The sequence below is a fragment of the Sphingomonas kyeonggiensis genome (assembly GCF_014196745.1).
Classification (GTDB): Bacteria; Pseudomonadota; Alphaproteobacteria; order Sphingomonadales; family Sphingomonadaceae; genus Sphingomonas; species Sphingomonas kyeonggiensis.
Map to the genome: position 1 here is coordinate 12482 of NZ_JACIEH010000006.1, position 24846 is coordinate 37327.

Annotated in this window: 20 protein-coding genes; 9 read left to right on the forward strand and 11 right to left on the reverse strand. The window is 68.2% G+C overall.

Features of this window, described 5'->3' with window-relative positions; all coding sequences use genetic code 11:
* Positions 1–169: 169 nt before the first annotated feature.
* Positions 170–1750, reverse strand: coding sequence for a tetratricopeptide repeat-containing sulfotransferase family protein (locus GGR46_RS24255; RefSeq protein WP_184000681.1), 1581 nt, complete (start codon positions 1748–1750; stop codon positions 170–172).
* An 86-nt stretch (positions 1751–1836) separates the two neighbouring features.
* Between GGR46_RS24255 and GGR46_RS24260 the strand changes: the two genes are divergently transcribed.
* Positions 1837–3138, forward strand: coding sequence for an amino acid permease (locus tag GGR46_RS24260; protein WP_343058351.1), 1302 nt, complete (start codon positions 1837–1839; stop codon positions 3136–3138).
* Here GGR46_RS24260 and GGR46_RS24265 read toward each other — a convergent pair.
* Together GGR46_RS24265 and GGR46_RS24270 are read right to left on the reverse strand one after the other, a co-directional pair.
* Positions 3124–4731 (reverse strand): phytoene desaturase family protein, encoded by a 1608-nt coding sequence (locus GGR46_RS24265; protein ID WP_184000682.1) that lies wholly within the window; start codon positions 4729–4731, stop codon positions 3124–3126. The two genes, GGR46_RS24260 and GGR46_RS24265, sit on opposite strands and share 15 nt — an antisense overlap.
* A gap of 16 nt (positions 4732–4747) precedes the next feature.
* On the reverse strand, positions 4748–5929 hold the full coding sequence (locus tag GGR46_RS24270; RefSeq protein ID WP_184000683.1) for an aromatic ring-hydroxylating oxygenase subunit alpha: 1182 nt from the start codon (positions 5927–5929) through the stop codon (positions 4748–4750).
* A 50-nt stretch (positions 5930–5979) separates the two neighbouring features.
* Here GGR46_RS24270 and GGR46_RS24275 point away from each other — a divergent pair, with 50 nt between their 5' ends.
* Complete coding sequence (locus tag GGR46_RS24275) at positions 5980–6576, forward strand: TetR family transcriptional regulator C-terminal domain-containing protein (protein WP_184000684.1); 597 nt, start codon at positions 5980–5982, stop codon at positions 6574–6576.
* A 63-nt stretch (positions 6577–6639) separates the two neighbouring features.
* Here GGR46_RS24275 and GGR46_RS24280 read toward each other — a convergent pair whose 3' ends face one another.
* Both GGR46_RS24280 and GGR46_RS24285 read right to left on the reverse strand, forming a co-directional pair.
* Positions 6640–7095, reverse strand: a complete 456-nt coding sequence (locus tag GGR46_RS24280) for a DoxX family protein (protein ID WP_184000685.1) — start codon at positions 7093–7095, stop codon at positions 6640–6642.
* 61 nt (positions 7096–7156) lie between these two features.
* On the reverse strand, positions 7157–7435 hold the full coding sequence (locus GGR46_RS24285; RefSeq protein ID WP_184000686.1) for a BufA1 family periplasmic bufferin-type metallophore: 279 nt from the start codon (positions 7433–7435) through the stop codon (positions 7157–7159).
* A 211-nt stretch (positions 7436–7646) separates the two neighbouring features.
* Here GGR46_RS24285 and GGR46_RS24290 point away from each other — a divergent pair, with 211 nt between their 5' ends.
* The 5 genes from GGR46_RS24290 to GGR46_RS24310 all read left to right on the forward strand — a co-directional run bounded on the left by GGR46_RS24290 (position 7647) and on the right by GGR46_RS24310 (position 10833).
* Positions 7647–8186 carry a sigma-70 family RNA polymerase sigma factor gene (locus GGR46_RS24290; RefSeq protein ID WP_184000687.1) on the forward strand — a complete coding sequence of 180 codons (540 nt, stop codon included), beginning with the start codon at positions 7647–7649 and terminating at the stop codon, positions 8184–8186.
* Positions 8183–8824 carry a DUF1109 domain-containing protein gene (locus tag GGR46_RS24295; RefSeq protein WP_184000688.1) on the forward strand — a complete coding sequence of 214 codons (642 nt, stop codon included), beginning with the start codon at positions 8183–8185 and terminating at the stop codon, positions 8822–8824. Before GGR46_RS24290 ends, GGR46_RS24295 begins: the two co-directional genes overlap by 4 nt.
* Positions 8825–8907: 83 nt before the next feature.
* Complete coding sequence (gene bufA2 / locus GGR46_RS24300; RefSeq protein WP_184000689.1) at positions 8908–9180, forward strand: BufA2 family periplasmic bufferin-type metallophore; 273 nt, start codon at positions 8908–8910, stop codon at positions 9178–9180.
* 64 nt (positions 9181–9244) lie between these two features.
* The gene (gene bufB, locus GGR46_RS24305) at positions 9245–10075 is read left to right on the forward strand and encodes an MNIO family bufferin maturase (protein ID WP_184000690.1); all 831 of its coding nucleotides are present in this window, start codon (positions 9245–9247) and stop codon (positions 10073–10075) included.
* Entirely contained in the window at positions 10072–10833 is a 762-nt protein-coding gene (locus GGR46_RS24310) for an HvfC/BufC N-terminal domain-containing protein (protein ID WP_184000691.1), read from the forward strand. Before bufB ends, GGR46_RS24310 begins: the two co-directional genes overlap by 4 nt.
* A gap of 97 nt (positions 10834–10930) precedes the next feature.
* Here GGR46_RS24310 and GGR46_RS24315 read toward each other — a convergent pair whose 3' ends face one another.
* From GGR46_RS24315 to GGR46_RS24325, 3 genes are read right to left on the reverse strand one after another with little or no spacing between them, the layout of a single operon-like run.
* Positions 10931–11872, reverse strand: a complete 942-nt coding sequence (locus tag GGR46_RS24315) for an alpha/beta hydrolase (protein ID WP_184000692.1) — start codon at positions 11870–11872, stop codon at positions 10931–10933.
* 5 nt (positions 11873–11877) lie between these two features.
* Positions 11878–14961 (reverse strand): TonB-dependent receptor domain-containing protein, encoded by a 3084-nt coding sequence (locus GGR46_RS24320; RefSeq protein ID WP_184000693.1) that lies wholly within the window; start codon positions 14959–14961, stop codon positions 11878–11880.
* A complete protein-coding gene (locus GGR46_RS24325) occupies positions 14958–16301 on the reverse strand; it encodes a dicarboxylate/amino acid:cation symporter (protein ID WP_184000694.1) in 1344 nt (447 codons plus the stop codon). Before GGR46_RS24325 ends, GGR46_RS24320 begins: the two co-directional genes overlap by 4 nt.
* A gap of 248 nt (positions 16302–16549) precedes the next feature.
* Here GGR46_RS24325 and GGR46_RS24330 point away from each other — a divergent pair, with 248 nt between their 5' ends.
* Together GGR46_RS24330 and GGR46_RS24335 are read left to right on the forward strand one after the other, a co-directional pair.
* Entirely contained in the window at positions 16550–18301 is a 1752-nt protein-coding gene (locus GGR46_RS24330) for a sensor histidine kinase (RefSeq protein WP_246426363.1), read from the forward strand.
* Complete coding sequence (locus tag GGR46_RS24335) at positions 18298–19644, forward strand: sigma-54-dependent transcriptional regulator (RefSeq protein WP_221263011.1); 1347 nt, start codon at positions 18298–18300, stop codon at positions 19642–19644. Before GGR46_RS24330 ends, GGR46_RS24335 begins: the two co-directional genes overlap by 4 nt.
* A gap of 78 nt (positions 19645–19722) precedes the next feature.
* Here the strand turns inward: GGR46_RS24335 and GGR46_RS24340 are convergent, their stop codons facing one another.
* The 3 genes from GGR46_RS24340 to GGR46_RS24350 form a co-directional block, all read right to left on the reverse strand.
* Positions 19723–22992, reverse strand: coding sequence for a TonB-dependent receptor (locus GGR46_RS24340; RefSeq protein WP_221263012.1), 3270 nt, complete (start codon positions 22990–22992; stop codon positions 19723–19725).
* Between the two features lie 83 nt (positions 22993–23075).
* On the reverse strand, positions 23076–24053 hold the full coding sequence (locus GGR46_RS24345) for a FecR family protein (protein ID WP_184000696.1): 978 nt from the start codon (positions 24051–24053) through the stop codon (positions 23076–23078).
* Complete coding sequence (locus GGR46_RS24350; protein WP_184000697.1) at positions 24019–24663, reverse strand: RNA polymerase sigma factor; 645 nt, start codon at positions 24661–24663, stop codon at positions 24019–24021. Before GGR46_RS24350 ends, GGR46_RS24345 begins: the two co-directional genes overlap by 35 nt.
* Between the last annotated feature and the right edge of the window lie 183 nt (positions 24664–24846).

Consider the following 24846-nt stretch of genomic DNA (forward strand, 5'->3'; position numbering starts at 1 on the left):
GCAGTCGAAGCGAGCAACCCGGAAATCACGGCACGGCGCACGGATAGAATCATCGCAGCCCCCAGTGTAATCTCAATGTCATGAGAGACTGTGCTGCGACGCAGCAACCGTCAATCGTCGCACCGGATACAATGGTATAATCTTCACGGACCGTGATGTTTCTGCAACGTTACAGGTTGCCGGGCGCCTGTGGATAGGGATCGACGACATCGCCGAGCGCGGCGACGAGGGGTGCCAGATGCGACGCGAAGGGGCGCCATGCACTGTCTCCGCCGGTGAAGATCGGCTGTCGCACCTGCTCGGAACTCGCCGTGCGCACGGCGCGCTCGGTTTCGTGAAAGGCAAGGCAGGCGGGCTCGAACGCGACGCCACACGCTTCGAGCAAGCGGCCCACTTCGGCCTCGGTATCCGCCACCAGCGCTTCGTGGATCACGCGGTAGGCGCGGCCCGGCTGGACGCGATCGAGATGGGCGATCATCCGCACATAGTCGCGATAATAGCGGCCCATGTCGTCGAGCGCGTAGCTGAACGCCTGGCCGCGCGCGAAATGCTGCTTGAAGTTGGAGAAGCAGCAGGCACGCGGCTCGCGGCGCGCGTCGATGATCGTGGCATTGGGCAGGATCAGCCGGATCAGCAGGACATGCGCCCAGTTGTTCGGCAGCTTGTCGATGAAGAAGGGGCGGTCGGTCCGGCGCTGGACCGCGGTCCTGCGGAGATATTCCTCGCCCAGTTCGCGCGCCCGTTCCTGCGTCAATTCGGCCAGGCCATGCGGATAATCGGGAATGCGCCGCGCGAGCGCCGGCAGGTCGGGCAGCTCGCTGGTCCCCTCGATCGCGCTGTGGCTGGCAAGGATCTGCTCGACCAGGGTCGAGCCCGCGCGCGGCATGCCGAGGATGAAGATCGGATCGCGCGCATCGCAGCCCCAGCCGGCACGATCGGCGAAGAAGCCGCCATCGGCGAGCGCGATGCAGTCATCGACGAAACGCTCGGTCTCGTCGGCGTCATAGACGAGCTGGGTGCGGCGCAGCCGGTTGCCGGCGGCATAATGGGCGAAGGCGCGATCGGCCTCGCGCCGGTCCTCATATGCCTTGCCCAGCGCAAAATCGAGGTGGAAGCGGTCCTCGTCGCCGACGGCGCCGTCGGCCAGCGCGGCTTCCATCGCCGCGATGTCGGCATCGTCGAACCGCACGGTCTTCAGGTTGGCGAGGCTCCACCACGCTTCCCCCAGCTCGGGACGCAGGGCGATCGCGCGGCGATAGGCGGCGACGCCGTCCGCCTGCCGGCCCACCGTCTTGAGCATATGGCCATAGCTCATCCACAATTTGGGCTGGTCGGGTGCGCCCTCGAGCACGCGTTCGTAGAGCAGGATCGCCTCCTCGAACGCGCCGAGCCGGCCAAGCGTGGCGGCCTTGAGATTGGCATGGCCGGGATGATCGGGCTCGGCGGCGATCAGCAGGTCGAGTTCGTCGAGCGCTTCGCTCGCGCGGTTCTGGCGATAGAGCACCAGCGCCAGATTGGCGCGCGCCGCAGTGAACGCCGGGGCGATCTCGACCGCGCGGCGCAACAGGTTCTCGGCGTCCTTCAGGCGACCGATCCGGCCCGCGAGTTCGGCGAGCATGCGGATCGCGCGGGCATCGAAGGGATCGCGCTTGAGATAGGCCTTGAGCCCGCGCTCGGCTTCCGGAAGGCGATTGTCGTGCAGCGCGAGCGCGGCGTCCAGCAGATCGGGGGGAAAGCGCGTCGTGAGCATCGCCGCAAGATGACCACGCGGTCGCGCGACGATCAAGCGCTCGATTTCGTGCTGGACGCGCGGCGCCGTCGAGGTGACAAAGCAGTGTGAGCGACCCCGCTTCCTCGCCGCGACGTGCCCTCGGCTTCTGGCCGACGCTGGCGCTGGTGGTGGGCAACATGATCGGGTCGGGCATCTATCTGCTGCCCGCAACGCTTGCCCCGCTCGGCGCCAATGCGCTGATCGGCTGGGGCGTGACCATCCTGGGCGCAATGGCGCTGGCCTTCGTGTTCGCCCGGCTCGCGGCGCGGATTCCGTGCGCCGGCGGGCCTTATGCCTTTGCCGATGCCGCGTTCGGCCCGGCCGTCGGGTTCGCGGTGGCATGGAGCTACTGGATCCTGGTCTGGGCGGGCAACGGCGCGCTGGCGATCGCCGTGGTGAGCGCGCTCAGCGTGCCGTTGCCCCAGCTCGGTAGCGGCGCGCCGGCATTCGTCACCGCGCTGTTGCTGTTCTGGACCGCGGTCGCCGTGAACATCCGCGGCGTTGCGCTGGCTGGACGAATCCAGCTGGTGACCGCGGTGCTGAAGCTGGCGCCGCTCGTCGCGGTGATCCTGCTGGCCTTCTGGCTGCTGGTCCGCGAAGGCGGTACCGCCATCGCCGCAAATCCGGCGGTGTCGATCAGCGCCAATGCCATTGCCGGTGCCGTGGCGCTCACCTTCTGGGGATTCCTCGGCGTCGAATCCGCGACCGTGCCCGCCGACAAGGTCAGGAACGCGGCACGGATCGTCCCCCTCGCGACATTGCTCGGCACTGCCCTGACAGGGTTGGTCTACGTCCTGGTCGCAGGGTCGATCGGCCTGATGATGCCTGCGGACGTGACTGCGGCCTCGCCTGCGCCGCTCGCCGAATTCCTTGGCCGGGCATGGGGCAGCGGCGCATTGCAGGTCGTCGCCGTCTTCGCCGCGATCAGCGCGCTGGGTACGCTCAACGGCTTCGTCCTGCTGCAGGGCGAGATGCCATGGGCCATGGCGCGCGGCGGGGTGTTCCCGGCCTGGTTCGCCAAGGAGAGCCGCCACGGTACGCCGGCCCGCGCGCATCTCGTCTCCGGCGTGCTGGTGACGATCGTGATGGCGCTGAACTATACCGGGTCGACCGGTGCGCTGTTCGCCGAGATCGCGACGATCAGCCTTGCCGCGGGCATGCTCGCCTATTTCGTCAGCGCGCTGGCCGCGCTCAAGCTGCTCGCCGGCGACCGTCCCGCGCAGCTGGCCGCGATCGCCTCCGCCGGCTTCGTGCTGTGGATGATCTACGGGCTCGGCCTGCACGCCAATGCATGGGGGCTTGGGCTGCTCGCGCTGGGCATCCCGGTATTCCTGTGGGTGCGGCGAAGCCGGTCAGATCGGCAATAGCCGCCGCACCAGCGAGCGATCGCGGAGGATCTCGTGCGCGGCATTGTGCCCGGGCGCGCCGGTCACCCCGCCGCCCGGATGCGTCCCCGATCCGCACATGTAGAGCCCTGCAATCGGCGCGCGATAGTCGCCATGCCCGAGCACCGGCCGTGCCGCCCAGAGCTGGTCGAGCCCCATGGTGCCGTGGAAGATGTCGCCGCCGATCAGCCCGAACTTGCGTTCGAGATCGAGTGGCGAATGGATCTGCCGGGCGATCACGCTCGCCTTGAAATTGGGGGCATGGTCGTTGACCGTGTCGATGATCAGGTCGGCGACTTGCTCGCGCGCATCGTCCCAGCTGCGCCCGTCCGGCAGCTGCGGCGCGAATTGCTGGCAGAACAGGCTGGCGATGTGCATCCCCTCGGGCGCCAGGCTGTCATCGACCGTGGTCGGCAGCTTCATCTCGACGATCGGCTTCTTCGACCAGCCCTGCGCCTTCGCGTCGTCGAACGCCTGGTCCATATAATCCATGCCCGGCGCGATGATGATCCCGGCGGTGTGGTGCTCGGCCTTTTCCTTGCCGCGCAGCACGCTGAAGTCCGGCAGCTCGCTGAGTGCGACGTTCATCCGGAAAGTGCCCGAGCCGGTCTTGAAGCTCCGCATCCGCTTGTTGAAGTCGGCGGGCAGGTCGCCGGTGTCGAGCATCTGGCGATAGAGCATCGCCGGCCCGACATTGGCGGCGACGATCCCCGCGGCGATCTCTTCCCCGCTCTCCAGCCGCACGCCGGCTGCCTTGCCGCCATCGACGAGCACCCGGGCGACGGGCGCCTCGAGGCTGATCTCCACGCCGGCATCCTCGCAGGCGCGTGCCATGGCCTGGGTGATCGCGCCCATGCCGCCCACCGAATGGCCCCAGGCGCCGAGCTTGCCGTTCACTTCGCCGAAGACATGGTGGAGCAGGACATAGGCCGAGCCGGGCGTCGACACGCCGGCATAATTGCCGACGACCGCATCGAAGGCGAAGGCGGTCTTGACGTGATCGTCCTCGTACCAGCCGTCGAGGAAGTCGCGCGCCGACTTGGTGAACACGTCCAGCAGGTCGCGCTGCGCCTCGATCCCCATCTTCGACAGCGGCCAGCCCTGGGCCGCGCCGCTCAGCAGCGCGCGCAGCCCGCCGCCGGCATTGGGGGGCGTTTTGAGCGCGAGATCGCGCAGCACCTGGGCGACCTTCTCGAGCGCGGCGTCATAGGCCGGATAGGCGTCCGCGTCCTTCTGCGAGAAGCGGGCGAACTCGGCCTGGGTCCGCGCGGTGCCGCCGCCGAGCTTGAGATAGGTGTCCTCGAACGGGAAGAAGTTGCTGATCGTCCGCTCGATGATCCGGAAGCCGCGCTCGTGCAGCTTCATGTCGGCGATCACCTTCGGCCGCAGCAGGCTGACCGTGTAGCTGGCGGTCGAGTTGCGGAAGCCGGGATGGAATTCCTCGGTCACCGCCGCGCCGCCGACCACGTGCCGCCGCTCGAGCACGCGGACCTTGAGCCCGGCCCGGGCGAGATAGAAGGCGCAGACCAGTCCGTTGTGCCCGCCGCCGATGACGATCGCGTCGTATCGCTTCATGCTTCCTCCCCGAGTATCAGATATTGCGCGGCCGGCGCGACCAGCCCGGTGCCGGCGCGCGGTGCAGCCGGGCCTCGGGGATGATCGAGCGGACCTTGGCGGCGAAGCTGCGCAGGCACACTTCGCTCGCCCCGATCGGCCCGGCGGTATAGCTGCGCGACGCCATGCCCTGCTGGACGCGCTCGATCAGCCAGGTGTCCTCGGCGTTGACCACGCGGTTGATCCGCCAGTTGGCGTAGCGGACCAGCTTCATCTCCCGGCGGTCGTCGGGTAGCGCGAACGTCATCTCGCGCAGCACGCAGGCCGTTGGCGAGACCGGCAGCCACTGCATGAAGTCGATCTGGTCGGCATAGATGTCGAACGCCATGTTCGGCCACAGCTTGTAGTAGAGCCACAGCCGCTGATTGGCCTCGGGCAGGTGGTCGACGCGGGGCAGATGGCGCTGGTAGAATGCCTCCCACGGATTGGCCGAGACGCGGTCCACGAGCTGACCGGACATCTTGTCGACCCAGCCCGACGCCTCGATCGCATAGGATTTGCCGAACAGCCGGGTCAGCCCGTCATGGGCGACGGGGATGTGGAGATTGTCCGAATAATTGTCGCCGACATTCTTCCAGTTGACCGCGCGTTCGCGCGTGCGGACGTCGCCGATCCGGCGCATCTCCTCGAAACGATAGGGTGCGATCTCCGCCTCATAGGGCGCCATCATCTCGGCGACCGACGGCCCGCCGTCATCCTCGAGCCGGACGAAGACGAAGCCCCGCCAGATCGACAGGTCGACCGGCACGAGCCCGCTCGTTTCCATGTCGAGCGCCGGATAGTCGTGGCGCATCGGCACGCCCGACAGGCGCCCGTCGAGCTCATAGGCCCAGGCATGATAGGGGCAGACCAGCTTGCGCGCGCAGCCGCTGTCGCCCTCGACGATCCGCATCGCGCGGTGGCGGCAGACATTGTGGAAGGCCCGCAGCACCCCGTCGCGTCCCCGCACCGCGACGACATTCTCGCCCAGATAGGAGAGGGTGCGCCAGTCGCCCGGCTCGGCCAAGTCGCTCTCATGGCACAGGATCTGCCAGGACGGGCGCAGGATATGCGCGGTCTCGAGCTCGAGGAACTCGGGATCGGCATAGATCCAGCCCGGCAGCGACCAGTCGGCATCAGGGTCGCTGCCCGGTTCGGGCAAAGGGGCGGTGGTTGCCATGGCCGGCTCCAGGCGTTGCTTGTTGTACGATCGTATAATAGGCTGGCGCGATGAGCAAGCCCGGCTTCACCCGCGCCGATCCCGATGCGCGGCGCCTGTCGTTGATGGAGGCGACCGCACGCGTGCTGGCGCGCGACGGGGCCAGCGGTGCATCGGTGCGCGCGATCGCGCTGGAGGCGGGGATATCGCCTGGGCTGGTCACGCATCATTTCGGCGGCGTCGATGCGCTGATCGCAGCGACCTATGCCCATGTCGGGGAACAGGTGTCGGCGGCACTCGACATGGCGGTGCGGCGTGCCGGGAACGATCCGCGAGCGCGGCTCATGGCCTATGTGACCGCGAGCTTTGCCCCCGAAATTGCCGACCGCGGACTGCTGGCCACCTGGACGGCGTTCTGGGGCCTGGTGATCGCGCGAGGCGAGATCGCCGAGCTCCACGACGCGCAATATGCGCGCTATCGCGACGAACTGGAGGCCTTGCTGGCTGGGTGCGGGCTTAGGCCGACTGCGCGGCGCCGGGCGACAATCGCGATCGCCGCATTGGTCGATGGCCTGTGGCTCGAACTCTGCCTTTCCCCGGGCGTGCTGGACGCGGAAGAGGCGCGTGCGATAGCCGAGACGCAGATCGCCGCATTGCTTGCGGCATGATCCGCATGATTGGCGCGACGGACAGCGGGGGCCGGCAGCGTTCCGGGTGACCTGGTGTCGGGCCTAGTGAGAGCCACGTCCCCGCGAGACAAGGAGTGCATCGAGCGACCACGCCCCGCCGCCGCGGGCGATCAGGGGAAGCAGGATCGCCGTCCAGCTCAGATGCGTCGGCCATGCGTCGGGATAGACGAAGACCTCTATCACCAGCGTCATCATGAACAGTGCGAGCGCCGAGAAACGCGTTGCCAGGCCCAGCACGAGCAAGATCGAGAAAACATGTTCCGACCAGGTCGCCGCCACGGCCGCGATCTCCGGCGGGACCAGGGGCAGCGCATATTCGGTGCGGAACAGTTCGTAGGTGCCGTCGGTGATGTGCAGGATGCCGTCCACCTTGGTGCGGGCCGACATGAAGAACACACCGGCAATGCCCAGTCGGGCGAGGAGCAGTAGCAGCGCGTCCGGCACCAGCGAGGACATGCAGCGGGTGAGGCGCGGGTAGAGCGCGGTCGGCGAAGTCATGGGGAGGGTCTCCGAAAGCGGTGGCCGGGCACGCGGGTGCGCGCCTCGGCCGTGCGCGGCATCAGGCCTTGGGAGTCAGCGAGCCATTGCCCTTGGGCGTCTGGATCGTGGTGCAGGTGCCGGCCTTGACGAGCTTCCAGGCATTGCCCTGGTAGTTCACCTTGGAGGTGCCGGCGCAGCTGGTGCCGGCGCCGGCCTTGCAGTCATTCTTGCCGGCCAGCGAGACGCCGTAGCATTTCTCCATGGCGGGCTTGGTCTGGGCCGAGGCGGCGGGGGCGATCACGGCGCCAGCGACGGCGATGGCAAGGGTTGCGGCGAGGGTAGCGTTGGTCGAACGCATGATGTCTGTCCTTCATGAACCATGCCTCCGGCGCGCGGCCCGTGCCGGGGGAAGCCGGGCCGCGCGGTGATCGACGAGGAGGCGGGAGAAGCCGATCACCCTGCCAGTTCGCTGGGCGTGCGCGGTGCGTTACAAGGCTGCCGCGAAAATATCTGGCGGTGCCGTGTAACCTTTCGCCCGGCTACGCCGAACTCCCCCACAAGGAGGAGGAATGCGAGCGGACGAGGACGTGTTGCGCGGATTGATGCTCGATGGGCTGGGCGGCGACGCAGCGGCGCATGCGGTATTGCTGCGCATGCTCGTACCCGTGCTGCGTGGCTTCTACCGCCGCCGTGCCAATGGCGGTGACGACGATATCGAGGATCTTGTGCAGGAAACGCTGATCGCGGTGCATAGCCGTCGCGCCACGTATGACCGCGAGCGCGCTTTCACGGCGTGGCTGTTCGCGATCGCCCGCTACAAGATGGTGGATCATTTCCGCCGCGTCCGCCGCCTTCATCCCATCGAGGGTCTGGAAGATGTGCTGCTCGCCGAGGATTTCGAACCGGCGACGCTCGCGCGGATCGATGTCGAGGAATTGCTAGGGGCGCTGCCGGCCAAACAGGCCAGCATGATCCGCGCGACCCGGCTCGACGGGCTGAGCGTCGCCGAAGCGGCGGAGGCCGGGGGCATCGGCGAATCCGATGTGAAGGTCTCGGTGCATCGCGGCCTCAAGGCGCTGATGGCGCGCATCCAGGGAGGGGCGCGATGAACACCGACGACCTCATCTCCCGGCTTTCGCAAGACGTGCCCCCGGTGTCGCGGCGCGCGGTCGGCTGGCGGCTCGGTATCGGGATGGCCCTGGGAGGCCTCGTCTCGGTGGCGCTCGTGGCGCTTGTCCTCGGCATCCGGCCGGATCTCGGCCTCGCCATGCGCGGCACCGCCTTCTGGATCAAATGGAGCTATACCTTCTCGCTGGCGGTCGCGGCGGTGGTGATGGTGGTGCAGCTCGCCCGGCCGGACAGCGCCCGGCTGCGCTGGGCCTGGCTGCTGGTGGTGCCGGTGAGCCTGCTCGCCATCCTCGGCGTCGCCGAGCTTGCACGCACGCCCCCCGGCGAATGGCTGGCGATGTGGCTGGGGCATAGCTGGATGATCTGCCCCTGGCTGGTGCTGGCGCTGGCGATGCCGATCTTTGTCGGATTGCTCTGGTCGTTCCGCCGGCTGGCACCGACGCGGCTGCGCGCTGCAGGAGCCGCCGCTGGGCTCGCGGCGGGCGCCTTCGCCGCGACGGTCTATTGCATGCACTGCCCCGAAGTCTCTGCGATCTTCGTGCTGACCTGGTATTCGCTGGGCATCCTGCTCGCCGCCTCGCTCGGTGCGCTGCTCGGACCGCGGCTGCTGCGCTGGTAATTTCGCAAGTGCGTGTAACCGCGTGGCGGGGCGCGCCGAATAGGGAATGCCAATCCGGCTGAACCCTATTTTGGAGTATCCCCATGACCATCGTCCGCACCGGCGTCAGCCTCGCCGCGTCCGCCGCCGTCATCGCCATCACCGCCGCCGCACCGACCGCCGCGATCGCCAAGTCGGGCGCCGGCGCTGCCAAGGTCGTCCATTGCTATGGCATCAACACCTGCAAGGGCACCTCGGACTGCAAGACCGCGAAGAACGACTGCAAGGGCCAGAACGACTGCAAGGGGCAGGGCTTCAAGGAAGTCACCGCCAAGGCCTGCAAGGCCGCCGGCGGCAGCCTGACCGCGCCGAAATGATCCCTCCGGCCGGTCCGGGGCTCCCCAGGCGCCGGACCGGTCACTCTCATTCAGGACAGCGCTGATGATCGCTCCCTTCGCCGGCTTCGGCCTCGGCCTGCGCAAGCCGCATTATGCCGAATTCCTGGAGGCCCGGGTCGCAGTCGATTTCGTCGAGGTGATCTCCGAGAACTTCATGGTCGAGGGCGGGCGTCCGCGTCGCATCCTGCGTGAGGTGCGCAACTGCTATCCGGTGGCGCTGCACGGCGTCTCGATGTCGCTCGGCTCGGCCGACGGGCTGGACGGCGCCTATCTCGCCCGGCTGCGCGCGCTGGTGGACGAAGTGGAGCCGCTGTTCGTCTCCGATCATCTCAGCTGGTCGCGGATCGACGGCTTCAATTCGCATGACCTGCTGCCGCTGCCCTATACGAACGAAGCGCTCGACGTGGTGGCGGACAATATCGCGCGTGCACAGGATGCGCTGGGGCGCGAGATGCTGATCGAGAACCCCTCGACCTATATCGATTTCGCACCCGCCGACATGACCGAATGGGCGTTCCTGGACGCGCTCTGCGTCCGCACCGGCTGCGGCCTGCTGCTCGACATCAACAATGTGTTCGTCAGCGCGAGCAATCACGGCTTCGATCCGCTCGCCTATCTCGACGGGATCCCGCATGCGCGGGTGCGGCAGATCCATCTCGCCGGGCACAGCCAGGGCAGTGAGTTGTTGATCGACACCCATGACCAGCCGGTGCCCGACCCGGTCTGGAAGCTCTATGCCCATGTGCTGCCCCGGCTCGGGCCGGTCGCGACGATGATCGAGCGCGATGACGCGATCCCACCGCTGCACGAGCTGCTGGCCGAGCTCGGCATCGCGCGGCGCATCGCGGTCGACGGCATGCGGGCGGCGGCATGAGCCTGCTCGACCTGCAGCGCGACATGCGCGCCTGGCTGACCCGCGAGGAGGAGGTCGCCGTCGATCGGCTGGGCGGCGACGATGTCGCCCCGGGCCTGCGCATCCATCAGAACAATTTCCGCGCGCAGCTTGCCGCCTGCCTCGAGGAGAGTTTCGCTCGCACGCGCGACTGGATCGGCGGTGAGGCATTCCATCAGGCCGTGATCACGCATGTCGCGTGCGTGCAGCCGAGCAGTTGGACGCTCGATGCCTATCCGCGCGATTTCCCCGCGACGCTGGCGCTGCTGTATCCTGCCGACCCGGAGGTCGCCGAGCTCGCCTGGATCGACCTGGCGCTGGGCGAAGCCTTTGTCGCGCCCGATGCCACGGCGCTTTCCGTCGCGGATCTCGGTGGGATCGACTGGGATCGAGCGGTGCTGGGCTTCACGCCGTCGCTGGACCTTGCCGATCTGACCACCAATGCGCCTGCCATCTGGTCGGCGTTGGCGGAAGACAGGGAGCCGCCCGCGGTCGCCTATCTGCCGGAGGCCGGGGCGATCCTTGCTTGGCGAGAGGGGGAGACCCCGAATTTCCGCGCGATCGACCAGATCGAGCACCACGCGCTGCTTGCGGCGCGTGCCGGTATGTCGTTTGCCGGGCTATGCGAGGCACTGGTCGAAGCGCTGGGCGAACAGGCGGGAATTGCGCGGGCCGGGGAGATGCTCGGCCAATGGCTAGCCGACGGGCTGATCGTGTCGGGCAGCACGCCGGAAAGATAGACGGCAGGGGGCGGGCCACCCCCTTGCGCGGCATATCGTGCTGGCTGGAGCGGTACGGTCATTCCCCTCCAGCCATCGGTATCCCATGGGTTCGGCTTTATTGTCCCGCGGGCGTGCCGGCTGGGATCAGCGCATGCGCCCTCAGCCAGTTGAGGAACAGCGCCGGCCATTGCGCCACGAGGGTGCCCGGCTTGCCCGCGCCCCAGCTGTGCCCGCCCTTCTCGAAGACGTGCATCTCCACGGGCCGACCAGCGGCGCGCATTGCGGCGAACATGCGCAGCGTGTGCTCGACATTGGCGATCGGATCGTCGGCGGCATGGGCGAGGAACACCGGCGGGGTTTCCGGACCCACCTGCGCCTCGACCGAGTAGAAGTCGCGATAATCGGGCAAGGTCGAGAGCTTCTTGCGCGTCTGCGTCGTGTCGATCGGCGGGCGCATCGAGACGACCGGGTAGATCATCCCGGCAAAGGCGGGGACGGCGCTGAGCTTGTCCGCATCGTCGATCGCCGGATAGAAATCATGCCCGCCCTGGGTGGCCATCATGCCGGCCAGGTGTCCGCCGGCGGACATGCCGACCACCCCGATACGGCTCGCATCAAGGTTCCAGCGCTTGGCGCCGGCCTTGAGCAGGCGAAGCGTGCGCTGCGCGTCCTGGAAGGGCGCATCGGCGTTCCAGCCGTCACCGGGCAGGCGGTAATAGAGGATCACCGGCGTGATGCCGGCGGCGGCGAGCTTCTCCGCCACGTCCTTGGCACTGCCGATCTGGATGCGGAAATAGCCGCCGCCGCCGAGCAGCAGCGCCGCCGCGCCATTGGGATGCTTGGGGCGGTACACTTCGTAGCGCGGCTCGGAGATGTTCGACCAGGAGCCCGTCTGCCCGCCCTCGTTGCCGACCTTCTCGGGGCCGGAGGGCTTGCCGAAGCCGGGCGCCTTGCCCGGCCACACGGCATAGACTTCGGGCTTGCCCAGCTGGTCCTGGGCGAGGGCGGGTGTGGCCGCGACGAAGATCGCGGCCACGAGGGAGAGGAGCAGGCGCATCGGGATCAGAACCTCTTGCCGATCGTCATGTAGAGATAGCGGCCATAGGGGCTGTAGAGCGAGCCCAGATAGCCGTCCGCCGTGATCGGGGGCTGCTTGTCGAAGATGTTGCGTGCGCCGAGGCGGACGCGGGTATCGTCGAGGATGCCGCCCTTGAACCGATACTGGACGTAGAGATTGTAGGTGGTCTGCCCGTCGAGCTTGTACGGGTTGCCGTTCGCATCGAGGAAGTTCGTGTCGTAGACCGAGCTGATATAGTTGCTGAACGCGCCGATCTGCCAGCCGCTCTTCGACCAGGTCAGCGATCCGGTGACGCGCCACTTGGGCTTGCCGCGCTGCTGGATCAGGTTGCTCGCATCGGTGAGCGGGGTGGCGACGTCGATGTCGCCCGCCGCGCGCGCGTCGAACAGTTCCTGCACTGCCGGCGGCGTGTCGCGCGAGAACTTGGTCAGCCGCGCGCCGTTCAGGGCGAAGTCGAACTTACCAAGGCCGGTGCGGACATTGTAGAGCAGCGCCAGGTCGATGCCCTGCACCGTCTGGGGCAGCAGGTTGACGAACTGGTCGTTGATCCGGGTAACCGCGCCGGCCGGGGCGAGGCCGCTGCCGTTGAAGAAGGTCACGTCGTCGGCATTGGCTGCGGCGCGGACCACGTTCGGATTGCTCGAGCCCTGCATGCGCAGCAGATAGTCGAGCACCAGCGCGTTCTGCGGACCGAACTGGCCGACGATGCCGGTCTGCTGGATCGACCAGAAATCGGCGGTGAGGGTCAGGCGCCCGGCGCTTTCGGGAATGAACTTGGGCTGGATCACCGTGCCCACCGACCAGTTGGTGCTGGTCTCGGGCTTCAGGTTCGGATTGCCGCTGACGAAGATCGAGTAGCTGCTGCTCCGGCCGCAGCTGCCCTGGTTCGGAATGGTGCCCTTCACCAGGTCGACCGCGCAGCGATAATAGTCGTTGTTCGAGCCGAGGCGCGAATAGGCGACGGTATTGGTCTGCTCGAGGTTCGGCGCGCGGAAGCCCTGCGACCAGGAACCGCGAAGCCGGAAACCGTCGACCAGGTCCCAGGCCGCGGCGACCTTGGGCTTCGCCACCGATCCGAAGTCGCTGTAATGCTCGTAGCGGCCGGCCAGCTGGACATCGAGGCGATGGATCAGCGGCACGCGCATCTCGGGCGAGACCACCGGCACGGCGAGTTCGGCAAAGGCCGAGAATACCGTGCGGGCACCCTTGCTGCTCGGCGTCGGGCTGACGGCGGCGACGTTGGAGAGATTGGTCTCGCCGGTCACCATGTCGACGAAGCCGATCTCGCCGTTCAGGTTGGGATCGCGATCGTCGCGCTGGGTCTCGCGGCGTGCCTCGACACCGAAGGCGACGCCGAGATTGCCGCCGGGCAGGGCGAGCAGTCGGCTATTGGATACCTTGAAGTCGGCAAGCGCGAGGGTGGTCTTCGAACGACGCTTCAGGTCGAACTGGAAGGAGTCGATCGTGGTGGCCGATGCCGGTGAGCAGTCGCCCAGGCTGGGCGTCGCCGAGCAGCCGCCGCTGAACGGATTGTACGCATCGGGCGTCGACAGCGCGAGATTCTGCTGCAGCTTGGTCATGTTGATGGCGTTGGAGACGTCGGTCGCCTGCGCTGCCGAGTAGAGGAACGCGCTGTCGAAATCGAAGCTGCCGATCTGGCCCTTTAGACCGCCCAGGAAGCGCGACTGCCAGTTGGTGACGTTCACCGTCTGCATGCCCGCATCGACGAAGCGATAGGTCGACAGGCGCACCGCCAGGCCGGCGGCGGGCACGTTGGTCAGGCCCGGGATGCGGTTCGGGTTCGCCTGGCCATTGGCGAAGACCGCGCGGCCGAACGGGTTCCAGTAATTGGAGGCGGGGACGACGATCGCGTTGAGGTTGATCGTCGGCGGCTGGATGCGGGTGGTCTCGGCATAATAGAAGCCCGCCTCGCCATAGACGGTAAGGCTGTCCGAGATGTCGTAATGCGCGCTGGCGAAGCTGTTGTAGCGGTCGATGCTCGGCGTCACCGTGGTGCCGGGACGCGTGTCGAACCGCTCGCTGCGCAGCGTCGAGGCAGTGGCGCGGGTACCGCTGCCCAGGCAGGTATCGGCGTTGATCGCGACAAGGCAGCCCGGATTGGCGCTGGACTGGGTGTGGAAGGCGCCGGCCGAGGACGTCAGCGCCTGGTTGCCCGGGCTGCGGCGGATCGTGCCGGGTCCGCCGACCACAGTTAGGTTCGCCCAGGGCGACTGAGTCGCGCGGCCATCGGGCGTAAGCGTGCTGCCGAAGGCGGGATCGTTGGCGAAATAGGACAGGAGATTGTCCGTCGCCGTATAGGGCTGGTCCTCGGCCAGCTGCGCGGTGCGATGGGTATAGTCCATGTACAGCGAGATGTTGCCGCGGCCGCCGGCGAAGTTGCTGCCGACGGTACCGGTCACCTGGAACTCGCGGCGATGCGTGCCCTCGGCCCCGCCATAGCGGAAGTCGAGCGAGCCGCCGTCGATATCGGTCTTGGTGACGGTGTTGACCACGCCGGCCACCGCGTCCGAGCCATAGATGGCGGCGGCGCCGTCGCGCAGGATCTCGAGCCGCTGGATGCCGGCGACCGGCAGCGAATTGGCGTTGTAGCCGAGCACCGGCACATTGCCGTCGCCGGCCTGGCTGGTCGGGTGGTTGACCAGACGGCGGCCGTTGAGCAGCACCAGCGTGTTGCCGACGCCGAGGTTGCGCAGGTTGATCGAGTTGACGTCGCCGCGTGCCGCATTGCTGGTCTGCGGATTGTTCGATTCGTTGAAGGTCACGTCGCCGGCCTGCGGGATCGAGCGGAACAGCTCGTCGCCCGAAAGCGCGCCGGTCGCGTCGATCTGGTTGGCGTCGATCACCGAGACGGGCAGGGCGGCGGTGGTGCTGGCGCCGCGGATCTGGGTGCCGACCACGACGATCTCGTCGGTTTTCTCGGTGGCTTCCGGTGCGGCCGGCGCTTCCTGCGGGGCGGTTTGTGCCTCCTGCGCGTGCGCCTGCGCGATCATCAGCACGCCCAGCGCGCTGCCTGCGGCCAAGGCGATCTGCCTGTAGCTCCTGTTCATGCCCTCTCTCCCTGTTCCATTTGTTCTAGGTCTTCTGGTTTTGAATAGTTGCGACCCGAGAGCGCCGCATCGAGTGCTTCGCGATCGAGCTTGTTCTCCCAGCGTGCGACGACGATCGCCGCCACTGCGTTTCCGACGAAATTGGTGAGGCTGCGGCACTCGCTCATGAAGCGGTCAACGCCGAGGATCAGAGTCATGCCCGCCACCGGCACGCTCGGCACGATCGACAGCGTCGCCGCCAGCGTGATGAAGCCGGCTCCGGTCACGCCTGCCGCACCCTTCGAGCTGAGCATCGAGACCAGGACGAGCAGGATCTGCTCGCCCCAGCTCAGATGCACGCCGCATGCCTGGGCGATGAACAGGGCTGCCAGCGTCATGTAGATGTTGGTGCCGTCCAGGTTGAACGAATAGCCGGTCGGCACGACCAGGCCGACCACGCCCTTCTCGCAGCCGGCACCTTCCAGCTTGGCCATCAGGCTGGGCAGCGCGGCTTCCGAGGAGGAGGTGCCGAGCACCAGCAGCAGCTCCGCCTTGAGATAGGCGAGCAGGCGCAGGATCGAGAAGCCGTGCAGCCGCGCGACCACGCCGAGGATCACCAGCACGAAGAACAGCGAGGTGGCGTAGAAGGTGGCGACCAGCGTGCCCAGGTTGATCAGACTGGAGGCGCCGTACTTGCCGATGGTGAAGGCCATCGCGCCGAACGCGCCGATCGGCGCCACGCGCATCAGGATGCCGACGATGCGGAACACGATCAGCGCGAGCCGCTCGACCAGGTCGAGCACCGGCTCGGCGGGCTTGCCGACCAGCACCATCGAGACGCCGAACAGCACCGCGACGAACAGGGTCTGGAGGATCGAGCCTTCGGTCAGCGCCGAGGCGAGGGTGGTGGGGATGATCCCCATCAGGAAGCCGGTGACCGTGGTCTCGTGCGCCTGGTGGGCATAACCGGCGACCGCGCCGGCATCGAGCGTGCGCGGATCGATGTTCATGCCCGCGCCCGGCTGGACAACGTTGGCGACGATCAGGCCGAGGATCAGCGCGAGGGTGGAGAAGAACAGGAAATAGCCGAACGCCTTGGCGGCGACGCGGCCCACCGAGCCGAGTTCGCGCATCCCGGCGATGCCGCTGACCACGGTGAGGAAGATCACCGGGGCGATCACCATCTTCACCAGCTTGATGAAGCCTTCGCCGAGCGGCTTGAACGCCTCGCCCGTCGCCGGCCAGAAATGGCCGATCGTCACGCCGAGCGCGATCGCCACCAGCACCTGGAAATAGAGGTGCCTGTAAAAGGGCTTGCGCGCAGCGATGGGCTGCCCGTCGGGAATCGACTGGATGATCATACTCTCCTCTGTCGCGCCTGGCTGGCGCGCGGCCTCTTGTGCTGGGGCCTTGGTCGTGCACCATATCCCTCTCGCTGGGGCTCTCCAGAGCCTCGGATTCTGCGGGATAAGTATTTGAGTTGTTTCAATTCATCTTGGATTGGCTCCAGCGCGGTGCCGGAAAAACGTGTGAATTTCCGCGCGGATTTCCCCGATATGTGCGAAAAACCGCACAAATGAGAATCTCCACCCTTCTCAATCGCCGGCGCATGCTGCTCATCTGTCTGGTGGCCGCGATGATCGCGCTGCTCGCCTGGACGGGGAGCCGCTGGGCGACCGGCCAGGCGCGCGCATCGGCCGATGCGGTGGCCCAGCAGACCGCCCGCGCGCATGTCGGCCTGCTCAACAGCGAGCTGCAGAAGTTCCGCCTGCTGCCGCTGGTGCTGAGCGAGAACCCGGAGATCGCGCCGGCGCTGCGCGGTGGCGATCCCGTCGCCGAGCGCCGGCTGAACGCCACGCTCGAGCTGCTCGCCGCGCGCACCGATGCTGCCGCGATCTATGTCATCGACCGTGGCGGGAAGACCGTGGCGGCGAGCAACTGGCGGCAGCCGACCAGCTTTGTCGGCCAGCTCTACGGCTTCCGGCCCTATTTCCGCGACGCGATGGAGCGGGGCGGCTCGGAGCTGTTCGCGCTCGGCACGATCAGCGGGCGGCCCGGCCTGTATCTGGCGCGGCGCGTCGATCGCGACGGCCAGGCGCTCGGCGTGGTGGTGGTCAAGGTCGAGTTCGACGATGTCGAGGCGGCCTGGGCGCGGGCGCCGGGGATCACCGTGGTCACCGATGCGCATGGCGTGATCCTGGTCACGTCGGTGCCGGGCTGGCGGTTCAAGGCAACCCAGATTCTGGACGCAGCGACCTTGGCCGATGCGCGGCGCACGCTCCAGTTCGGCGCCAAGCCGCCCAAGCGTGCACCGTTGACGATCGGCGGTGCCGATGCCCGCGTCGAGGCCGGGGGCAAGGCGAACCGCTATCGCGCGGCGGCCGAGCCCGCCCAACTGGTGGGGGCGCATCTCGTCCATCTCGCGCCGCTGGAGCCGCCGCTCGCGGCCGCGCGTACCCAGGCATTGCTGATCGCGCTGGCCATCCTGCTCGCCGCCGGCATGCTGCTCGGCCTGGCGCTGCGTTCGGCCGAGAAGCGCCGCCTGCAGCGCCACCACCAGGCGCGGCTGGAAGCCGAGGTCGAACGGCGCACGGCGGAATTGCGCGAGGCCAATGCCGCGCTGATCGTCGAATCCGAGGAGCGGATCGAGGCCGATCGCCGCTATCGTGCCGCGCGCGAGGAACTCGCCCAGGCCAGCCGGCTCGGCTCGCTCGGCCAGATCACCGCCGGCGTGGCGCACGAGATCAACCAGCCGGTGGCGGCGATCCGCACCTTTGCCGAGAACGCCGCGACCTTCCTCGACCGCGCAGCACCCGACAAGGCGAGCGCGAACCTGAAGCAGATCGTCTCGCTGACCGAGCGGATCGGGACGATCACGTCGGAGTTGCGCGCCTTTGCCCGGCGCAAGACACCGGGGGAGGGCCGCGCGGAACTGGGGTCGGTGCTCGACGGCGCCTTGCTGCTGCTCGGCGAGCGGGCGCGTGGCGTGGTGACGCTGAGGGTACCCAAGGGGCTGCGCCAGGTGGCGGTGCGGGGGGACCGGATCCGGCTCGAGCAGATCCTGATCAACCTGCTCCAGAACGCGCTCGACGCAGTGCAGGGCGCGAGGGAAGGGCGGATCGTCGTGGAGGGCACGCGTGACGGCGATACGGTGCGCCTCTCGGTGATCGACAACGGGCCCGGTGTCCCGGTGGAGATCGCCGATACGCTGTTCACGCCGTTCACCTCGGCGAAGGAAGGCGGGCTGGGGCTCGGGCTCGCGATCGCCCGCGACATCGCCCGCGAGTTCGGCGGCGACATCGCACATGTGGCGGCACCTGGCGGCGGCGCGGCCTTCCGCCTTTCGCTGAGGGCCGCATGATGCTCGCGCCCGACAACGCCACCGTGATGTTCGTCGAGGATGACGAGCAGCTCCGTCACGCCACGGTGCAGACGCTCGAACTGGCCGGACTGAACGTGTTGCCGTTCGAGCGGGCCGCGCCGGCATTGGCCCGGCTGAGTCCGGATTTTCCCGGCGTGGTCGTATCCGACATCCGCATGCCGGGGATGGACGGGCTCGAGCTGCTCGGCCGGATCCGCGCGATCGACAGCGACATTCCCGTGCTGCTCGTCACCGGGCACGGCGACGTGCCGATGGCGGTCTCCGCACTGCACGACGGCGCGTTCGACTTCATCCCCAAGCCCTTTGCCGCGGAGCGGCTGCTCATGGCGGTTCGCCGCGCGCTCGATCGGCGCGCGCTGGTGATGGAGAACCGCCGCCTGCGCGCGGCTGCCGCGGCGGTGGCGCAGGAGGGCAGTCCGCTGATCGGCGAGAGCCCGGCGATCGTCCGGTTGCGGGCGATGATCGGCCAGCTCGGCGAGACCGATGTCGACATCCTGCTCGAAGGCGAGACGGGCACGGGCAAGGAACTGGTCGCGCGGATGCTGCACCGGAGCAGCCGGCGCCGGGGCAAGCCCTTCGTCGCGGTCAACTGCGCGGCGCTGTCCGAGGGGCTCGCCGAGATCGAGCTGTTCGGCCATGCCGCCGACAGCGTTCCGCACACGCGGCTCTCGCGCGTGGGGCGCATCGCCTCGTCTAGCGGGGGCACGCTGCTGCTCGACGAGATCGATTCGATGCCGCTGGCGATGCAGGCACGGCTGCTGCGCGTGCTCGAAGAACGCGAGGTCCAGCCGATCGGGGCGGAGCGTCCCGAGGCAGTCGACCTGCGCGTCATCGCCACGGCCAAGGAAGATGTCGGCAGGGCGGTGGCCGAGGGCCGGTTCCGCGCCGATCTCTATTACCGGCTGGCGACGATGCGGCTGCGGGTGCCGGCGCTGCGCGAATGCGGCGGCGACGTGTTCCTGCTGTTCGCCGCGTTCATCGAGGAAGCCAAGCAGCAGCTCGGGGTCGGCGAGGTCGGGCTCGATGCGGGGGTGCACGCGCACCTCGCCGGCTATCCCTGGCCGGGCAATGTCCGCGAGCTCCGCAACTTCGCCTTCGAGGTCGCATCGGGCCGGGCGTCGCTCGAGATGCAGGGCGTGGCCGGCCAGGACCTGCCGACCCGGCTCGCCAGGTTCGAGGAGAATTTGATCCGCGACGCGCTCAGGCGCCATGGCGGACGGGTATCGCGGGCGCTCGGCGAGCTGGGGGTGCCGCGCAAGACGCTGTACGACAAGATCGCCCGGCTCGGCATCGACCTGGCCGAGTTCAAGCGCGCGCAGTGAGGGAAGGCGGCGGATCGCCGGGCAGCTTCCGGATGGTAGGAAATGGCCGGGCGTGGGAAGCGCCCGGCCGATCTGCGATCAGAACTTCAGCGTGGTGCCGAGGAAGAAGCCCATTCCCATCGCGTCATAGGTGGTCGGATAGGTGTTGGCGCGCGGGTTGTTGACGATCGGCGGCTTGTGATCGAGCAGGTTGTTCACCCCGCCGAACAGCCGGAAATTGTCCAGCCGATAGGCGAAGGACAGGTCGAAATATTGCTGCGGGCGGATCCGCGGATTGACCAGGTTCGCCATGTCGGGCGTGGCCGCGCCGCGGCGCTTGGGCAGCAGATAGGTGTCGATCGTCACGGCGTCGATGAAGCGGCCGCGCAGGCTGAGGTCGAGCGGGCCGTTCCGCCAGGTCATGCGGGTCACCCCGCGAAACTCGGGGATCGGCTCGCCGCAGGTGGTGCCGAACGCGCCGACGCACTGGTTGCTGACCGCCGGTAGCGCCGCGACCGGCACCGAGGTGAAGGCGCGCGTCCAGGTCCAGTTGGTACCCAGCTCGAGCGTGCTGCGCCCGTCGCCCAGGCCCGGCAGCGCGAAGCCCAGATCGAAGGCGTAGCGCGCGCCGAAGTCGATCCCCGAGGTCTTGAGCGAGCCGGTGTTCGCCTGGAGGATGCGCGCGGTATATTGGCCGGCGATCTCGCCGGTTGCCGGATTGCGGCTGATCGCGCGGCAGAACGCGCTCGAGGCGTCCTGGACGATGTTGTAGCAGAGGTTGAGCGTGTTGTTCAGGCCGCCGCCGAGCGGCGCGATCGCCCCGTCGAGCGTGATGTTGAAATAGTCGATAGTCAGCGCCAGCCGCGGGATCGCGCGCGGCGTGAAGGTGGCGCCCAGCGTATAGGTGTTGGAGCGCTCCTCGCCGACATTGGGATTGCCGCCATAGGTGGCGGTGACCGTGTTGTTCTGCTGGACCGGCGCGGTGAACACCATTCCGGCCGGCACGCCGGTGGCGATGCACAGGTCGCGTACCGCCGCGGTCTGCTGTGCGGTCGGCTGGCGGCTCGAGCAGGGATCGATCGCCGCCTCGCTGCTCTGGCGCAGGCCGCCGAACAGCTCGCCGACATTGGGCGCACGCACCGCACGCTGATACTGGCCGCGCAGTGCGAGATTGTCGTCCACCCGCCACTCGATGCCGCCGAGATAGGTCCAGACCCCGCCGACGCCCTTCAGGTCGTAGTTGGAGTAGCGGAAGGCGCCATTGGCGGTGAGCTTCTGGATCAGTGGCAGATCGTGGAGCAGAGGCAGCTTCACTTCGCCGAACAGCTCGCGCGCAGTGATGCTGCCCCGGGTCGGCAGGCTGGCCGGGAAGCCGACCGCGTCGCCCGAGGCGAGGAAGCTGTCCGGATCGTAGCGCGCCGACGATTTGCGCCACTCGGCACCCAGCGAGAAACCGGCCGGGCCGGCGGGCAGGGTGAATAGCGTGCCCGACAGCGTCGCCGAGGCGACCTGCTGCTTCGCCACGCTGCGGTTGGTCGCATCGCCGATGATCGCATCGACCCCGGCCTGGGAGAGGTTCTGGCCGAAGATGTTGAGCAGCGGCGCGGCGCCGTTCTGCGAGAGCAGGCCGGCCTGGAAGCGGGTGCGTGAGATATTGCCGTCCTGGGTGTCGCGCTGCCGGGTCTCGGCATAGCTGTAATAGACGTCGTAGCGGAGATCGCTCAGGAAGCCTGGCGAGACGCTGCCGATCGCGCCACGCAGGCCGAACACGCCGCGCACCACGTCGCGCCGGCTGTGATTGACCCGTTGGCCGACCTCGACCAGCCGCCGCGCGGCGGTGATCGCCACCAGCCCGTCGCCGGGGCGGTTGGTCGCGCTCGAGGTGCGCTCGGCCAGGTCGAGCTGGCGCAGCACATTCTGCATCGCGGGGGTGAGATAGGGGTTGTTCGTGTTGAACAGGAAGGTGCCGCTGATGCTCGCCGGGGCGAGCTGCTGGTCGACCTGGTTGCGGCTGTAGTGGAACTCGCCATAGGCGGTCGCCGCGTCGCTGAAGTCGTAATGGCCGAACGCGTTCACCATCCAGCGCTTCTGCGGGACGATCAGGTAATTGTCGGGCTGGAGGTTGTAATTGTCCTGCGGATCGAGCGCGGGTCGCGCCGCGGTGCCGGCATCGTTGAAGGTGAAGCCGCGCGAGCCTAGCCCGCCAAGGCCGGCGGCGACTAGTGCCGCATCGAGCGCGGCGTTCGAGGTCGAGGAGCCGACCAGCGGCACGCCGGTGAAGCGGCCATTGGGGATGTCGCCGCTGCCGCTGGCGATCAGGCCGGGCACGCCGCCGGCCGCGCGGCAGGTCGTGCCCGAGGGCACCGCGATCGGGGTGCCGGCGCCGCGCTTGTCATAGCTGCCCGGCGTCACGCAGCCATCGACCAGCCATTGCGGGGCGAAGTCGCCGCGCGTCCGCCGGGTCACCGCGCCGCGATCGAGATAATTGCCAGAGACGGTGATGTTGCCGCGGCCGCCGGCGAAGTTCTTACCGACGGTCAGGTCGATGCTGTAGGTCGGCGTGGCGGTCGGGCTGTCGAGGTTGAGCTGGCTGCCCAGCTCGATCCCGTTGAAATCGTCGCGCAGGATGAAGTTGATCACACCGGTGATCGCATCCGATCCATAGACAGCCGAGGAGCCGCCGGTGACGATCTCGGCGCGCTTCACCAGCGCGGTGGGGATCGTGTTGAGGTCGGTGACCTGCTCGGGGCCAGAGATGGTGAAGCGGCGGCCATTGACCAGCACCAGGTTCCGCGTCGCGCCGAAGCCGCGCAGATTGGCATCTGCGGTGCCGCCGGGCACGACGTTGCCGTATGCGCCGCCATTGGTCGACGGCACGAACTGAGTCGAATCGTTGAACAGGTCCTCGATGTTGATCGTGCCCGAGAGGCGGATGTCCTCTTCGCTGACCACCGCGACCGGCGCGGCGGAATCGCGGGCGCGCTGGGCGATGCGCGATCCGGTGACGGTGATCTCCTGCGGTTCATCCTCGGCCGAGGCCGGCTCGGGCTGGGGGCGCGGGCCTTCGGGGATCGGGCCTAGGCTTATCGTCGATCCGGTGCGCGCGACGACCCGCAGGCCGGTGCCGCGCAGCAGCTGGTCGAGCGCGGCCTCGATCGTCATGCGGCCGTTCACTGCCTTGGTCGTCCGGCCCGAGAGCCGGCCGGCGGGCGCCACCACCTGGATGCCGGCCTGGCGGCTGAACTCCGGAATTCCCTTCACCGCGGGCTGCTCGCGCAGGCTGAACTGGCGCACCTGCGCCTGGGCCGGCTGCGAGACGCACGCTATCACCACGGCAATCGCCGTGCCACACACCATCCTGGACTGCATCGATAATCCCCGTTGGGCCGGCGAGCGCCGGCGTCATCCGGTAGATGGCGGAGCGGCGATCTTCCCCCACCGGCCCCGCGAAATTATTTCGCAGGCGCTTTCCTGCTCAGCCGGATGGCGTTGCCGTCGATCGTCACCCGGGCATCCAGGCTGGCGGCGATTGCGCGAGCGAAGCCGCGCGGATCATTGGCGGCGAAGGTGCCGGTGATCGGCTCGCGGGCAAGGCTTGGGTCGGCGATGACGATCCGGGCGGTGCCGTAGCGATCGAACTGGGCGGCGACGCTGGCGAGCGTATCGCCTTCGAACGCCAGCATGCCCTCGCGCCAGGCGAGTGCGCGCTGGAGCGCATCCGGCTCCAGCCGGGTGACGCGCGCGCTGTCGGCGGCGGCCGGGGCATCCAGGCGCATATTGGCGTCGAGCGTCCGCACCGCGCCGCCGGCCTTCGCACCAATCGCGACCTGGCCGTTCGAGACGATGACCGACAATGGCATGCCCTGGACCGCACGCACCCCGAAGGCGCTTTCCAGCGTGCGCAGCGTCAGCCAGCCGGCAAGGACGATGAAAGGCCGGCGCGGATCATGGGCGATCTCGAAAAAGGCATCACCCGCGACCAGCTCGACCAGGCGCCGGGTGCCGTCATAGCTGTGTCGAAGCGTGGTGCCGGGGCCGAGCGTGACCGCGGACCCATCCTCCAGCGTGATCCGGCGGACTTCCCCGATGCCGCTCTCCAGCGTCTCGGTGTCGCCGAGGAAGTGCGGCACGACGAGGACCCCGGCCAGCGCCGCGGCCAGCGCGGTGGCGCCGCCGCCGAGCAGCCGCCGTCGGCTGAGCAGAGGCGCGCGCTCCTCGGCCATGACGGGCGGCGCCGGCTCCCGTGCCACGGCCTGGCCGGCGTGATGCCAGAGCGCCCGGGCACGGGCGAGCGCGCCCACGCGGCGCGTGTCGCCGGCCAGCCACGCCTCGAGGGTCTGCTGCTCGGCTGCGCTCAGCCCGCGATCGAGCCGCGCCGCCCATTCGGACGCCGCGTCATCGATAGTGTCGGCTGTCTCGCGGTCGTGCATCCGGCGTGGCGTTCTTCTGGTTGGTTTCGGTCGGTTCCGGCGCGTCCGGTATCCTTCCCCCGGATGTAGATGCACGGGGGACCTGTTTTCCGCCACGTCCAAATTGCGCCATCAATATCCGGATGCCGCGGCCGATATGTTTTTCGACCGTGCTCTCGGAAAGCTGGGTCGCGGCGGCGACTTCGCGTTGTGACAGTCCCTCGATCCGGCGGAGCTGGAAGGCGCGCCGAGTCTGGGGCGGCATCGCCTCGATCGCGGCGGCAAGCTGACGCAGGTCCTCGCGACCGGCGGCGTGATCGAAGGGGGAGGGGGAATCGTCGGGCACTTCTATCTCGGTGAGATCGGCGACCGCGTTGATCGAGACGATCTTGGCCCGGCGCACGCCCTGCAGGAACAGCGAGCGCGCGACCTGGAAGGCATAGGCCCGCGGATCCTGGATATCGACCACCGATGCCCGGGTGGCGAGCACCGCATAGGTTTCCTGTACCAGGTCATCGACGTCGCTGTCGTCCAGCGCGCTCAACCCGCGGAGCCAGCGCCGCAATGCCGGCTCGTGCGGCAATATGCGCGTGGCGAGCCAGTGGCTGCGATCGTCGGGCGGAGCGGTCATCTCGGCCGCCCCCTGCCACGGCTTTGTGACAAGTCGGATGCGGTTGCCCGGTCGATTCTTCCGATGGGCACGGGAATTTCCGCCTGCTCCCCGGTTACCAAACGCTCGGTTCGTCGCACGCCGCGCTCGCGCCAGCCGCTCCCCATGCCCTGTGTCCAGGGTTGTTCATGTGGCGGACAGCTT

What these genes read in the sequence shown, in the direction of transcription:
- GGR46_RS24350 (WP_184000697.1), bottom strand. Translation starts at nt 24,663, where the DNA reads ATGACCGCTCCGCCCGACGATCGCAGCCACTGGCTCGCCACGCGCATA.
- GGR46_RS24255 (WP_184000681.1), bottom strand. Translation starts at nt 1,750, where the DNA reads ATGCTCACGACGCGCTTTCCCCCCGATCTGCTGGACGCCGCGCTCGCG.
- GGR46_RS24340 (WP_221263012.1), bottom strand. Translation starts at nt 22,992, where the DNA reads ATGCAGTCCAGGATGGTGTGTGGCACGGCGATTGCCGTGGTGATAGCG.
- GGR46_RS24280 (WP_184000685.1), bottom strand. Translation starts at nt 7,095, where the DNA reads ATGACTTCGCCGACCGCGCTCTACCCGCGCCTCACCCGCTGCATGTCC.
- GGR46_RS24265 (WP_184000682.1), bottom strand. Translation starts at nt 4,731, where the DNA reads ATGAAGCGATACGACGCGATCGTCATCGGCGGCGGGCACAACGGACTG.
- GGR46_RS24310 (WP_184000691.1), top strand. Translation starts at nt 10,072, where the DNA reads ATGAGCCTGCTCGACCTGCAGCGCGACATGCGCGCCTGGCTGACCCGC.
- bufA2 (WP_184000689.1), top strand. Translation starts at nt 8,908, where the DNA reads ATGACCATCGTCCGCACCGGCGTCAGCCTCGCCGCGTCCGCCGCCGTC.
- GGR46_RS24275 (WP_184000684.1), top strand. Translation starts at nt 5,980, where the DNA reads ATGAGCAAGCCCGGCTTCACCCGCGCCGATCCCGATGCGCGGCGCCTG.
- GGR46_RS24325 (WP_184000694.1), bottom strand. Translation starts at nt 16,301, where the DNA reads ATGATCATCCAGTCGATTCCCGACGGGCAGCCCATCGCTGCGCGCAAG.
- GGR46_RS24345 (WP_184000696.1), bottom strand. Translation starts at nt 24,053, where the DNA reads ATGCACGACCGCGAGACAGCCGACACTATCGATGACGCGGCGTCCGAA.
- GGR46_RS24330 (WP_246426363.1), top strand. Translation starts at nt 16,550, where the DNA reads ATGCTGCTCATCTGTCTGGTGGCCGCGATGATCGCGCTGCTCGCCTGG.
- GGR46_RS24290 (WP_184000687.1), top strand. Translation starts at nt 7,647, where the DNA reads ATGCGAGCGGACGAGGACGTGTTGCGCGGATTGATGCTCGATGGGCTG.
- GGR46_RS24315 (WP_184000692.1), bottom strand. Translation starts at nt 11,872, where the DNA reads ATGCGCCTGCTCCTCTCCCTCGTGGCCGCGATCTTCGTCGCGGCCACA.
- bufB (WP_184000690.1), top strand. Translation starts at nt 9,245, where the DNA reads ATGATCGCTCCCTTCGCCGGCTTCGGCCTCGGCCTGCGCAAGCCGCAT.
- GGR46_RS24270 (WP_184000683.1), bottom strand. Translation starts at nt 5,929, where the DNA reads ATGGCAACCACCGCCCCTTTGCCCGAACCGGGCAGCGACCCTGATGCC.
- GGR46_RS24295 (WP_184000688.1), top strand. Translation starts at nt 8,183, where the DNA reads ATGAACACCGACGACCTCATCTCCCGGCTTTCGCAAGACGTGCCCCCG.
- GGR46_RS24285 (WP_184000686.1), bottom strand. Translation starts at nt 7,435, where the DNA reads ATGCGTTCGACCAACGCTACCCTCGCCGCAACCCTTGCCATCGCCGTC.
- GGR46_RS24335 (WP_221263011.1), top strand. Translation starts at nt 18,298, where the DNA reads ATGATGCTCGCGCCCGACAACGCCACCGTGATGTTCGTCGAGGATGAC.
- GGR46_RS24320 (WP_184000693.1), bottom strand. Translation starts at nt 14,961, where the DNA reads ATGAACAGGAGCTACAGGCAGATCGCCTTGGCCGCAGGCAGCGCGCTG.